This window comes from Nocardia sp. NPDC023733, from assembly GCF_040639775.1.
Classification (GTDB): Bacteria; Actinomycetota; Actinomycetes; order Mycobacteriales; family Mycobacteriaceae; genus Nocardia; species Nocardia rosealba.
On sequence record NZ_JBFAAN010000002.1, the window covers coordinates 703,307 to 715,918 of the forward strand.

Here is a 12,612-nt window from a genome sequence, read left to right on the forward strand (position 1 = left end):
CCTCACACCGCTGTACTCGTCGGGTCGGCGGCGCGGCGCAGCGCCCGCCGGAAGCCCGGCCGGTGCATGTCGTCGTGAAAGGTCAGGCCGAGGCGGTGCTCCTTGGCGTGGTACATGGCCGCGTCCGCTTCGCGGATCAGGTCGTAGACGGTGGTGTCGCTGGGCCGGGTGCGCACGCACGCCACCCCGATACTGGCGGTGATGGGGATTTCCCCGCAGCTCAGCTCGAAGGGGCGCACGAACGCGCCGAGCAGATGTTCGGCGAGGACCGCGGCCTCGGCGCGAGTGCGCGGGGAGAGGACGACGAATTCGTCGCCGCCGTAGCGTGCGGTCACGTCGGTGCGCCGCGCCGTGCGACGGATGCGGGACGCGGCCCGCGCGATCAGCTCGTCGCCGATCGCGTGGCCGTAACTGTCGTTGACCATCTTGAAGCCGTCGAGGTCGATGAACAGCAGGCACAACGGTTTTCCCGCCCATTGCGTGCGCAGCCGCTGCGGTGCGCGCAGCAGTGCGGCCCGGTTGAGCAGTCCGGTGAGCACGTCGTGGTCGGCCCGGTACTGGGCGCGGCGTTCGCTGAATTGGCTGCGGGCGATGGCGCGTTCGCTGCGTACGAGCACCCCGACCAGCAGCGAGGTGAGCAGCAGGCAGATCACCATCCGGTCGCCCGTGCCGAGGTCGGTGCCGACCACGCTCATCAGCGAGGCGCCGACCAGGGCCACCGCGATCACGCCCGCCCGCCTGCGGGAGCGGTGCGGATGGGCTTCGGCGCCGTCGCGGCTCACGTCCATCGTCGGGTGCAGCGCGGCCAGTCCCGCCAGCAGATAGGCCAGCTGGTGCGGCACCAGGCCGAATGCGCTCTGAGGCGCGAGAAAGCCTGCGGCCGAGAAGCTTTCGACCACACCCGAGACCAGCACCGCGAGCAGTGCCGCGTGCAACAGCCGCAAGGCGATGTCCGACCGGGCGACGGTCACGAGCGAGTGCGCCAGTGCTGTGAGCAGCAGTGCGTCGATCACCGGGTAGCTGGTGGCGATCACCGCGTCGACACCGCTGTTGTGGCGCAGAATCGGCGAGATCAGGAACGTCCACGAGGTGAGCAGCGCGCTGATCCCGATAAGGGTCGAGTCGAGCCAGGAGTCGCATGCGCCGGAGAGCCTGCGCGGCTGCAACCAGCCGACGGCGGCCAGCGCGAGGCACACGTAGGCGGCCAGGGTGCTCAGATCGTCGGCCGGATGCCAGGTGGCGTGCGTTTCCAGTTCGCGAATCGTGGTTCCTGCGGCGAAAAGGGGGATGGACGTGGCGAGCAGACACCACGGCAGCCGGTTGGCGGGCCGGAACCGGCGCAGACCGATGCCGATCATCGTCAGACTGCCCGGGGCCACGATCAGGAGCAGCAGGAACGACAGGGGGCGCCCACCGAGCAGCGGCGCGATCGCGATGACACCCACCGCGCCGAGCGAGGGCGTCCACCAGCGCGTACCACCCCGATGTGCTGTGCCGACCTTCATCAGATCCCCCTCGATCCGCCGCGACGCGCCGAGAAAACGTGGAGCCGGGGAATTCGGTTCGGGGTGTCGGCCGAGGAGCACCGAGTGTCGTTGTCCGAGTGGAATTCCCGGCCGGCGGGCGCGCCGACGCTGAAAAACCTTTACAACTGAGTCGATCATGACACGTCCCGCGCCGTCGCGATGGGGATTCGGCTGCCGCGCGGGTAGACGGTGTTTGATGGTCCGCAGGGGTGGTGAGCGGGGGCGGTGAGAAGGGAGTGTGGGTGGACAGGTGGATCGCGCCGGGCCGGGTCAACATCATCGGCGAGCACACCGACTACAACGACGGGTTCGTGCTGCCGATCGCGTTGTCGCTCGGGGTGGTGTGTGCGGCCGGGACGCGTACGGACGGCCGGGTGCGGGTCGAGTCGGCACAGCGGCCGGGTGAGGCCGTCGAACTGGCCCTGGATGATCTTGCCGGGCAACGCGATCAGCTGCCCGGCTGGGCGCGCTACCCGCTCGGTGTGGTGTGCGAGTTCGTCGCGGGTGGACGCCCGATCCCCGGGGTCGATCTCGAAATCGACGGCGCGGTGCCGATCGGTGCGGGTCTGTCGAGTTCGGCGGCGTTGTGTTGCGCGGTGACCGTCGCCCTGCGCGACCTGTTCGCGCCCGGCCTCGACGACCGGGCGATGGTGCGGATCGCGCGTGCGGCCGAGAACGGTTTCGCCGGTGTGCCGACCGGCATCCTCGACCAGTCCGCCGCCATCCTGTGCACCGAGGGCCACGCCCTGTTCCTCGATGTGCGTGCCTACCTGAACGGCGAAGCCGGTGCGGTGGAACAGATCCCGTTCGACCTGCGGGCCGCGGGGCTGGCGCTGATCGTCGCCGACACCGGTCACCCACACGACCTGGCCGACGGCGGCTACGCCGAGCGGCGAAACGAATGCGCGGCGGCCGCCGCCGTCCTCGGCGTGCACGCCCTGCGTGACGCCACCGAGCTGAACATGGCCCGCCTGCACGATCCGGTGCTGCGCCGCAGGGCTACCCACGTCGTCACCGAGAACGATCGCGTCCTCGATGTGGTCACCCGCTTACGTTCCGGCGCCGACCCGCGCGCCATCGGTCCCCTGCTCACCGCCTCCCACCGGTCACTGCGCGACGATTTCGAAGTCTCGACACCGGCGCTCGACCTCGCCGTCGACGCGGCACTCGACGCGGGCGCCTACGGTGCGCGGATGGTCGGCGGCGGTTTCGGCGGCAGCGTGCTCGCCCTGGTCGAACGCACCGACGCCGACCGGATCGGCGCCGCGATCGGGCGGCGCTTCGCGGCCGCCGGCCTGGCCGCGCCCCGGGTGATCACGGCCGAACCAGGGGCGGGCGCCCGCAAACTGGATTGAACGGTTGCCCAATTGTTCACCCCGTTTCGGGTGTGACGCGGGGCACGATCACGCACAGTGGTACCAACCGAAAACAGTTCGGCGGGCGTCGCAGCCCGCGCCGTGTGAACGACGCTCTACGCCGCCCGGTTCCCAGTTCAGGAGGGATCCACTGTGCCGCTTGCTAATTCGCTTCGACTGGACGCGGCTCCGGTCGATTACGCGCTGGTCGCCCTGTATTTCGTCTTCGTCCTCGGCATCGGCCTGATCGCGCGCAGTCGGGTGTCCTCCAGCGTCGACTTCTTCCTGTCCGGCCGGTCGCTGCCCGCCTGGGTGACGGGCCTCGCCTTCATCTCCGCCAACTTGGGCGCGGTGGAGATCATGGGCATGTCGGCCAACGGCGCTCAGTACGGCTTCCCCACGTTCAACTACTTCTGGATCGGCGCCGTGCCCGCCATGCTGTTCCTGGGCGTGGTGATGATGCCGTTCTACTACGGATCCAAGGTGCGTTCGGTGCCGGAGTTCATGCGCCGGCGCTTCGGCACCGGCGCGCATCTGGTGAACGCGCTGAGTTTCGCCGTGGCGCAGGTGCTGATCGCCGGGGTGAACCTCTATCTGCTCGGCACCATCCTGAATGTGCTGCTCGGCTGGCCACTGTGGATCTCGGTGGCGGTCGCCGCGGTGATCGTGCTGTCGTATGTCACCCTCGGTGGGCTCTCGGCCGCGATCTACAACGAGGTACTGCAGTTCTTCGTCATCGTCGCCGCGCTGCTGCCGCTCACCCTCGTCGGGCTGCATCGGGTCGGCGGCTGGGACGGGTTGCAGGACAAGGTGAGTGCGTCACCGGGCGGCGCCGACCAGTTGCAGACCTGGCCGGGCAACGCGATGAGCGGGTTCACCGACAACTTCGCCTCGATCATGGGCATCGTGTTCGGCCTCGGCTTCGTGCTGTCGTTCGGTTACTGGACGACCAATTTCGTGGAGGTGCAGCGAGCCCTCGCCACACATTCGATCGCGGCCGCGCAGCGCACGCCGATCATCGGCGCCTACCCGAAGATGTTCATCCCGCTGATCGTGGTGATCCCCGGCATGATCAGCGCGGTCCTCGTCCCGCAGATGATCGAGTACAAGCAGCAGGTCGCCGCGAACCCGGACTTCGAGGGCGATGTCACCTACAACCAGGCGCTGCTGTTCCTGATGAAAGAGGTGCTGCCCAACGGGTTGCTCGGCGTGGGGCTGGCCGGTCTGCTCGCGGCATTCATGGCGGGCATGGCGGCCAATATCTCCGCGTTCAACACCGTGTTCAGTTTCGATCTGTGGCAGCAGTACGTGCGCAAGGACCGGTCCGACGGCTATTACCTGCGGGTCGGCCGGCTGGCCACGGTCGGTGCGACGGTGGCGGCGATCTTCACCGCGTTCATCGCGGGCGGGTTCAGCAACATGATGGACTACCTGCAGACGCTGTTCAGCTTCTTCAACGCGCCGCTGTTCGCCACCTTCATCCTCGGCATGCTGTGGAAGCGGATGACCGCGGCCGCGGGCTGGATCGGCCTGGTCAGCGGCACGCTGGCCGCCATCGTGGTATTCGTGCTCAACGAGACGGGGGTGACCTCGCTGTCGGGGCAGGGCGCCAGTTTCGTCGCCGCGGGGGTGGCCTTCGTCGTCGATATCGTCGTCAGCGTGGCGGTGACGATGGTGACCCGGCCGAAGCCGGCCGCCGAACTGGTGGGCCTGGTGTATTCGGAGACCCCCAAGGCGCTGCGCACCGACGCCGACGCCGACTCGCTGCCCTGGTATCAGCGCCCGGTCCTGCTCGCCGGGATCGCGCTCGTGCTGGTGATCGCGCTCAATATCGTCATCGGATAAGGGGTCGTCGCAATGCTTTTCGATATCCGCACCATCATCGGTGCCCTGCTCGGCCTCTACGGTGTCGTGCTCGTGGTCACCTCGCTGCTGCAGGACTCCGCCGCTCAGGAGGCGAAAACCGGTGGGGTCGACGTGAATCTGTGGGCCGGTCTCGGAATGGCCGGGGTGGCAGTGGTATTCGTCGGCTGGGCGCTGCTGCGTCCCGTGCAGGTGCCCGAGGTGCCCGAGCAGACGCTGGAGGACTTCACCCACTAGGCCTCGATCGTGCCGGGAATGCCGTCCTGCACGACGAAACTGGCGCGGGTGCTGATGGGCGCGCCCGGCGAACGCACGTACGGCACGACCCGGAAGTCGTTGCGCCACAGCTGATGGTCCAGCTCCACCCGCACATAGCCGCGTTGCTTGTTGTAGAACCGCATGTGCGGGTTGGCGGCCAGCAGGGCACGGCCGGCGTCGGGGAAGTCCTCGCCGTCGCCGCCCGTACTGATCGAGGTGCCCGTGAATTCGGTGGCCACCACCGGTGATTCGGGATCGGTGTAGTCGCGGTGCAGGTCGGCGACGTAGTTCTCGTGCCGGTCACCGGTGATCACCACCAGGTTGGCCACGTCGTGGTCGACGGCGGCGCCGAGCACCGCATTGCGGTCGGCGATATAGCCGTCCCAGGCGTCGGTGCCGAGCAGCAGATCCGGGCCGGGATCGTAGTCGGATTCGGCCATGGCGACCTGGTTGCCGAGGATCTGCCAGCGTGCGGTGGACGCGGCGAAACCGTCGACGAGCCAGTCACGCTGGGCCGCACCGAGAATCGAGCGCCCGGTGGAGTACCGGTCGGCGCAGTCGAGCACCGCTTTGCCGTCGCCGCAGGCTTGCTCGTCGCGGTACTGCCTGGTGTCGATCATGGTGAATTCGGCCAGGTCACCGAAGCGGTAGCGGCGATGCAGTCGGATCGACGAACCCGACGGGAGCTGGGCCAGACGCATCGGCTGATGCTCGTACATCGCCTGGAACGCGGCGGCTTTGCGGCGCCGGAACAGGAACGGCAGGCGGTGCACGTCGTTGCCGAGGCCGGGATGCTCACCGGCCCAGTTGTTGTCGAGTTCGTGGTCGTCGAAGGTGACCAGCCAGGGGAACGCGGCGTGGGCGGCTTGCAGGGGCGTTTCGGCCTTGGCCTGGGCATAGCGCAGCCGGTATCCGGCGAGGTCGACCGCTTCGCCCTCGAGCTGCGGCGGCAGCTTCACACCGCGCCGGGCGACCACCCACGAGGACTCGTAGATGTAGTCGCCCAGGTGGACGACGAGATCGAGGTCCTCGGCGGCCATGTGTTCATAAGCGGTGTAGTAACCCGAGCTCCACGACTGGCACGAGGCGAACGCGAATCGCATCCGCTGCGTCGACCGGTCCGGCGGCGGCGCGGTGCGGGTGCGTCCGACCGGTGAGATGGCCGAGCCCGCGCGGAAGCGGTAGTAGTACCAGCGATCCGGCGCCAGACCGGTCACCTCGGGATGCACGCTGTGCCCGAGCGCACGGGTGGCCACCGCCGAACCCCGGACGACGACCTTGCTGAATCGTTCGTCCTCGGCGACCTCGTAGTCGACCGTCACCGGGTCGACCGGCATGCCGCCGTACCCGTCGGGGGCCAGCGGGTCGGGGGCGAGCCGGGTCCACAGCACCACGCCGTCGGGTGTCGGTTCGCCGGATGCCACGCCGAGGGAGAACGGTTCGCCCAGGAAGCGTCGCGCGGGAAACGGTGCGCTGCTCGCCGCCGACACCCCGACCGCCGCCACGATCGACCCGGTCGCGCCGTATCGGAGGAATTGCCGCCGGTCGATCGCCATGCCCCGATCCTAAGCATCCCGCGCCGGGCAGACCGTGCACGCGGGGAAAGAGCTGGTCGCCGGGCCGAAAGCGGCTGTCGGCGAGGCGGTTCCACCTCGCCGACAGCGCACTCAGCTGTTCGGGTAGGCGCGGGCGGCCAGGCCGAGCGCCACGTCGATCAGGAAGAACCCCAGCAGGCTCAACCCGAGCAGGGGCACGAACCACCCGATCACCACGGCCGCCGCGACGAGCGGAACCGTGATCCACAGCGACGTCTTGCGCAGCACTCCGCGCCGCGGGGGCATCGGCAACGAGCCCGCGCGGGTGGGCCGCCGCTGCCACCACATCCGGTAACCCAGGACGATCATGACCACGAGACCGAGCATGATCGCCAGCAGCAACAGCTGGTTGACCACGCCGAACAGCAGCCCCATGTGGAAGGCGATACCCCAGTTGGTGAGCTTTGCCATCAGCGGCCAGTCGGCGTAGGCGAGCCGATCGGTGACCGTCCCGTCGCCGTCGACCGCGACGGAGTCGATTGTGTAGGTGCCCGGCTGGCGCAACTCCTTGACTCCGAAAGCGGCGTCCGATTCCGCCGGAACAGTGATCTCGGCGGCCTGGGTGATGCCGTTGGCACGCGCGGCCTCGTAAACCCGATCGAGTTGGACGATGCGGGCGCTCTGGTCGGCTGGGGCCGGTGTGGTGGTGCCGCCGCTGTGGTGGTCGCCGCCGGCGGTGGCCGGTGCCTGCGCGCCCGGGAGCGCGACGCTGACAGCCGGGGTGGTCCAGCTCATTTCCTCACGCAGCTTCGTCACGTTCTCACCGGCATAGACCGACCAGGTCAGACCCGTCGCCGAGAGCAACAGGACCACCGGGAGCGTCCACACACCGATCGCGCCGTGCCAGTTCATCTTCCGGCGTCTCGGCTGCGAGAGATCCGGCGCCACCAGCCACCGGGCACCGTTGCGCGCGCGACGCTTGCGCACCCGGTTCACCCACAGCACCAGCCCGAACAGGGCGATCACCCACAGCCAGGAGGCCGCGAGTTCGCTGTAGAGCCGACCGGGTTCACCCAGGTGCAGGCTCCGGTGGAACTCGCTGAGCCAGGCACGCAACGGCAGCGCGCCACCACTGCCGTAGACGACGGCCTCGCCCACCGGCTGGGCGGTGTGCGGGTCGACGAACACCGAGAGACGTTCGGAATCACCCAGCGAAGGATCGTTGAACAACACCCGCGTGGTTTCACCGTCGGTCGCGGCCGGGGCGACAGCCACCAAGGCCAGGTCGGGCTTGCCGGCGACCGCCGCGCCCACCTGCGCCGACAATGCCTGATCCGGCCCGGAGGTCTGCACCTGAAGCAGATCCCGCGACACGAACCCTTCGATCGTCGGCGCGATCGCATACAGCGCGCCGGTGAGCGCCGCGATCAGGATGAACGGGGCGACGAAGAACCCCGCGTAGAAATGCAGCCGCATGGCCAACGGAGCGACCCGCATCCCGCGCCGTGCGCGAGGAGTCCGCTCACCGTCCGCGACCGAACTCTCGGCCGGACGAATATCGGTAATACTCATCATCATTCGTTTCTGAAGTAGTGAAGCCCGGTGTTCACCATCGCGAGCAGCAGCCACCGCATGTTCGAGCGCTCTCGCCGAGGTAGGCCTCGGCAGCTCGCGCAGAATCGACATCCGCGCTGGAAGACACGAGCCACCGCGGCTTTCGCCGGCCCGGGCGCTCCGCCGACACGAAGTCGGAGTTGTCCGGCACGAGCCCACCGAACGACTTCGCGCGGCATGCCTCGGCCGCCGCTGTGCGAGCCACAGTGGCCGACGCCGTGAGGGGAGCTTCCAGCCGCCGACCACGATGAGCCGCCAGAGCGGAGCTGTGCGAGCGCACCGACCTCCGCGAACAAGACGAGCGGTCGCGCACGAAGCCAGTCGGCCGACGAGACTCACAGCCGCCGAGTACGGGGGCATGCATTGGTGACCAGTGCACGAGAATGCGCGCACCGGGGAAAAGGTCAGAAGGCGAAGGCGAGAGGCGGGGCTCGGGTGCGCAGCGATCGCGCTGTGAGAACGCGCAGAATGACGCGATCGCGGTGGGTCAGGCGCAGAGGTGCGCGACCGGGAATGCGCGGGGCGCGGTAGCGCTGGGGGAGGGCACGGGCCAGCAGGGCGCCCACGGCGCGGTAAGCGGCTTCGGCGCCGATGACGACCGCCGCGGCGAGCACCGCCGCGACAGTGTGCGCCGTGAGCATGCCGAGGCCGAGCGAATCCTCCACGTGGTGTCCGTGACCGGACCAGCTCATCGTGGTGTGACCCACGAGTTGACCACCCAGCAGCACCGCCGCGAGCCCGAGCGCACCGTGACGCACCGGCCCGGCCACCAGCGCACCGACCACGGCCGACACCGCCGCCAGCAGCACGACCGTGGTGCTGCCCGGCATCGCGCTCCCGGCGGCCAGCCCGTGGGCGGCCAGCGACAACGCACCCGACATCGAGCCCGCACAGGCACCGCGCACGCGCGCGCCGAGGGCACGCGACGGCGCGGACGCCTGCCGGAACTCGATGATCACCGGCCGATGATAAAGCACCGCCGAGACGGGTCCCGACGGTGCGACGGGATCACTGCCCGTCGATGTCCATCTCGATCAGCGGCTTACGCAGCAGCTTGCCGGTCGCGTTGCGGGGGAGTTCGTCGAGGAAGATCACTTCGCGCGGCACCTTGTAGCGGGCCAGGTTCTGGCGCACGAAGTCCTTGATCTCGTCGGCATCCCGAGCGGAGTCGGGCCCGGGCACGACGAAGGCGCGCAGACGCTTGCCGTAGTCGCGGTCGTCGACACCGACCACGGCCGCTTCGAACACGTCGTGGCGGCCCGCGATGAGGTTCTCCACCTCGAGCGGGAAGACGTTCTCACCGCCGGACACGATCATGTCGTCGTCGCGACCGTCGATGTAGAGCAGGCCGTCGGCGTCGAAATGGCCGACGTCACCGCTGGACATCATGCCGTCGACCATCTCCTTGGTCCGGCCGTCGGTGTAACCGGTGAAGGCGAAACCGTTGTCCACGAAGATCGTGCCGGTGACGTTCGGCTCGGTGATGGGCTTGCGGTTCTCGTCGAGCAGCACGATGCGGATACCGACCGGCGGCTTGCCCGCGGTGGTCGGCGACTTGCGCAGATCCTCCGGGGTAGCCACGGTCATCACCGCGCATTCGGTGGAACCGTAGAGGTTGTAGAGGCTGTCGCCGAAGTAGTCCAGGCAGCGGGTCACCACATCGGGTGCGATGGCCGAGCCCGCCGCGAAGATCACCTTGATCGTGGACGGGTCGTACTTCGCCAGGATCTTCTCGTCCAGGTCGAGGATGCGCTGCAGCATCGTCGGGACCACGACCAGCGAATCCGCCTGGTACTTCACGATATTGACCAGGGTCTGTTCGGGGTCGAACTTGCGCTGCTGGAAGATCACCCGGTTGCCCAGCGCCAGACCGAGGGTGAACTGCGACAGACCGGTGCCGTGGAAGATCGGGGCCGCCATGATCATCGTGCCGTTGTAGGGCAGCGGCACGCGGTCGACGAACTGGGCCGACGCGAACGGGCTCACCTTGTCGCGCGGGGCACCCTTGGGGGTGCCGGTGGTGCCGCTGGTCAGGATGACCATGCCGCCCGGCTTGCTCGGCGGGGTCAGCGGTTCCACCGAGCGCCCCGAGATCAGCGACTCGACCGTCGGGATCGACGGGTCGACACCGTGCGCCTCGTCGACCCAGGTCAGGATGCGCGGAATCTCGGCGGGAATGGCGCTCATGAGATCCATGAACTCGCTGTCGTGCAGCACCGCCTTGACCTTCTCGCGGGTGGCCACGTCGGCGAACTGCGGTTTGGCGAAGCCGGTGTTCATCAGGACCGCGCGCACGCCGAGCTTGCCCGCCGCGAGCAGGCTCAGCACCATGCCACGGTGGTCACGCGCCAGCACGGCGATCACATCGCCCTCGCTGATGCCACTGGCGCGCAGCCCACGAGCCAGGGCGCTCGACTGCTCGTCGAGCAGCCCGAAGGTGAGCTCACCGCGTTCGTCGACGATCGCGCCCGCACCGGGTCGCGTCTGGGCGGCGTGCATGACCACACCGGCGAACGGGCCGAATTTCGACACATTGCGGAACGAGCGCGCGGCATGGTCGAGACGCAGCGGGTTGAACAGCTTGCGGTCGACCATGACCTTGACACCGAGGGCGAAATCGCCCGCGCGTCGAGCCGTGCCGCCTAGCGCGGGCAGAGACAGAGACATCGAACAGCCTTTCGGCAGACCGAGCCCGCGTCACCGCGGGGCCGGACCGCGTCTTCGAGATCCAGTGCTGGTGCTAACAATAGCAAGCACGACGCTCTTACTGTGTCGCCCGTCTCAGCGCTGAGCCATCACTGTGACACCTCATAGTCGATGAGCACCCGGCGCAGGATCTTGCCGGTGGCATTACGGGGCAGTTCCTCGACGAACACCACCTCGCGCGGCACCTTGAAGCGGGCCAGGTTCTCCTTCACGTGGGCCTGCAGCGCGGCGGCGTCGGGCGTGTGGCCGGACTCGGGAACGACGAAGGCGCGCAGGCGTTTTCCGAACTCGGGGTCGTCGACGCCGACCACCGCCACATCGAAAACCTGCGGGTGCTCGATCAGCAGGTTCTCCACCTCCTGCGGGTAGACGTTCTCGCCGCCGGAGACGATCATGTCGTCGTCGCGGCCGTCGACCATGAGCAGGCCGGACTCGGTGAAATGGCCCATGTCGCCGCTGGACATGAAACCGTCGATGATCTGCTTGTGCCTGCCGTCGGTGTAGCCCTCGAACGGGGCACCGCTGCGCACGAAGATCCGGCCCTTGGCGCCGGGTTCGCGGACCGGCTGGTCGTGCTCGTCGTAGAGGCGGACCTCGCAGGTGATGGGGGAGCGGCCGACCGTGCCCGGCGCCTCCGCCAGCTCGGCGGGGTTGGCGATGGAGGCGATGGCCACCTCGGTGGAGCCGTAGAGGTTGTAGAGCACCGGCCCGAACACCTCGGTGGCCCGGATGCACAGCTCCGGGGTGAGCGCCGACCCGGCGAACAGGATGACCTTCAGCGACGACAGGTCGTATTTCGCGCGGACCTCGGCGGGCAGCTCGGTCATCCGGTGCAGCATCGTCGGCACGCAGACCAGCATCTCCACCTTGTGCTCGGCGATCGAGGCCAGCGTGGCCTCGGCGTCGAAGCGGCGCCGCATCACGATCTTGTTCGACAGGATGGTGCCGACCAGCCAGGTACCCAGACCCGTGCTGTGGAAGATCGGCGAGACGATCATCATCACGCCGCGCTTGGGGAAGGGCACCCGGTCGACGAACTGCGCGGTGGCCATCGGCGTCACCTTGGTGCGCGGCGCGCCCTTGGGCAGGCCGGTGGTGCCGCTGGTGAGGATGATGAAACCGCCCGGCTTGCTCGGCGCGGGCAGCGGCTCGGCGGAGTCGGCGGCGATCAGGTCGTCGAAAGTGGTTGCGCCCGCCGGGATCTCGGCGCCCTCGTCGACCCAGGTGAGGTAGCGCGGCAGGTCCGCGGGTAGTGCGTCGAGCAGGCCGAGGAACTCGCTGTCGTGCAGGACCGCGCGCACCTTCTCGCGCTCGCACACCTCGGCGAACTGCGGTTTGGCGAACCCGGTGTTCATCAGCGCGATGCGCGCTCCGAGCTTGCCCGCGGCGATCATCGACATGATCAGACCGCGATGGTCGCGCGCCAGGACCGCGATCACCATGCCCTCGCTGATCCCGGCCGCCTGTAGACCACGGGCCACCGCCGTGGACTGGTCGTCGAGTTCGCGGTAGGTGAGTTCGCCGCGTTCGTCGGCCAGGGCGACCTGCTCGGGGGCGACGCGGGCGGAGTGCCGGACCAGGGTGGCCTGCGGGCCGTAGATCTTGGACTCTTTCATCGTCCGCAGGGTCTCGAGCGGCTTGGTGGGATCGGAGACGCCACGCGAACGCAGAACACCGAGGGCTTTCACCGTTTCGAGAAGATGGGCCACGTTCACTCGACTACCTCCACACATCGTTTGTCTCGATGCTCACGGT

9 protein-coding genes are annotated in these 12,612 nt (G+C 68.5%); 3 read left to right on the forward strand and 6 right to left on the reverse strand.

What is annotated here, in order from left to right; translation table 11 throughout:
- Positions 1 to 2: 2 nt before the first annotated feature.
- Positions 3 to 1,505 (reverse strand): GGDEF domain-containing protein, encoded by a 1,503-nt coding sequence (locus AB0F86_RS14675; protein ID WP_356986630.1) that lies wholly within the window; start codon positions 1,503 to 1,505, stop codon positions 3 to 5.
- Between the two features lie 263 nt (positions 1,506 to 1,768).
- Between AB0F86_RS14675 and galK the strand changes: the two genes are divergently transcribed.
- From galK to AB0F86_RS14690, 3 genes are all read left to right on the forward strand, one after another.
- Positions 1,769 to 2,881 carry a galactokinase gene (gene galK / locus AB0F86_RS14680; RefSeq protein ID WP_356986628.1) on the forward strand — a complete coding sequence of 371 codons (1,113 nt, stop codon included), beginning with the start codon at positions 1,769 to 1,771 and terminating at the stop codon, positions 2,879 to 2,881.
- A gap of 153 nt (positions 2,882 to 3,034) precedes the next feature.
- On the forward strand, positions 3,035 to 4,726 hold the full coding sequence (locus AB0F86_RS14685; protein ID WP_356986627.1) for a sodium:solute symporter family protein: 1,692 nt from the start codon (positions 3,035 to 3,037) through the stop codon (positions 4,724 to 4,726).
- Positions 4,727 to 4,738: 12 nt separating this feature from the next.
- The gene (locus AB0F86_RS14690) at positions 4,739 to 4,981 is read left to right on the forward strand and encodes a hypothetical protein (protein ID WP_356986626.1); all 243 of its coding nucleotides are present in this window, start codon (positions 4,739 to 4,741) and stop codon (positions 4,979 to 4,981) included.
- Here AB0F86_RS14690 and AB0F86_RS14695 read toward each other — a convergent pair.
- The 5 genes from AB0F86_RS14695 to AB0F86_RS14715 form a co-directional block, all read right to left on the reverse strand.
- Positions 4,978 to 6,558, reverse strand: coding sequence for an alkaline phosphatase D family protein (locus AB0F86_RS14695; protein ID WP_356986624.1), 1,581 nt, complete (start codon positions 6,556 to 6,558; stop codon positions 4,978 to 4,980). The two genes, AB0F86_RS14690 and AB0F86_RS14695, sit on opposite strands and share 4 nt — an antisense overlap.
- Before the next feature lie 111 nt (positions 6,559 to 6,669).
- On the reverse strand, positions 6,670 to 8,109 hold the full coding sequence (locus AB0F86_RS14700; protein ID WP_356986622.1) for a PepSY-associated TM helix domain-containing protein: 1,440 nt from the start codon (positions 8,107 to 8,109) through the stop codon (positions 6,670 to 6,672).
- A 446-nt stretch (positions 8,110 to 8,555) separates the two neighbouring features.
- Complete coding sequence (locus tag AB0F86_RS14705; protein ID WP_356986621.1) at positions 8,556 to 9,110, reverse strand: hypothetical protein; 555 nt, start codon at positions 9,108 to 9,110, stop codon at positions 8,556 to 8,558.
- 49 nt (positions 9,111 to 9,159) lie between these two features.
- On the reverse strand, positions 9,160 to 10,818 hold the full coding sequence (locus AB0F86_RS14710) for an acyl-CoA synthetase (protein WP_356986619.1): 1,659 nt from the start codon (positions 10,816 to 10,818) through the stop codon (positions 9,160 to 9,162).
- A gap of 128 nt (positions 10,819 to 10,946) precedes the next feature.
- A complete protein-coding gene (locus AB0F86_RS14715; protein ID WP_357171681.1) occupies positions 10,947 to 12,572 on the reverse strand; it encodes an acyl-CoA synthetase in 1,626 nt (541 codons plus the stop codon).
- Between the last annotated feature and the right edge of the window lie 40 nt (positions 12,573 to 12,612).

Excerpts from the sequence above, each read along its gene's own strand:
- AB0F86_RS14675 (WP_356986630.1), bottom strand. The coding sequence starts at position 1,505 with ATGAAGGTCGGCACAGCACATCGGGGTGGTACGCGCTGGTGGACGCCC.
- AB0F86_RS14690 (WP_356986626.1), top strand. The coding sequence starts at position 4,739 with ATGCTTTTCGATATCCGCACCATCATCGGTGCCCTGCTCGGCCTCTAC.
- AB0F86_RS14695 (WP_356986624.1), bottom strand. The coding sequence starts at position 6,558 with ATGGCGATCGACCGGCGGCAATTCCTCCGATACGGCGCGACCGGGTCG.
- AB0F86_RS14700 (WP_356986622.1), bottom strand. The coding sequence starts at position 8,109 with ATGAGTATTACCGATATTCGTCCGGCCGAGAGTTCGGTCGCGGACGGT.
- AB0F86_RS14710 (WP_356986619.1), bottom strand. The coding sequence starts at position 10,818 with ATGTCTCTGTCTCTGCCCGCGCTAGGCGGCACGGCTCGACGCGCGGGC.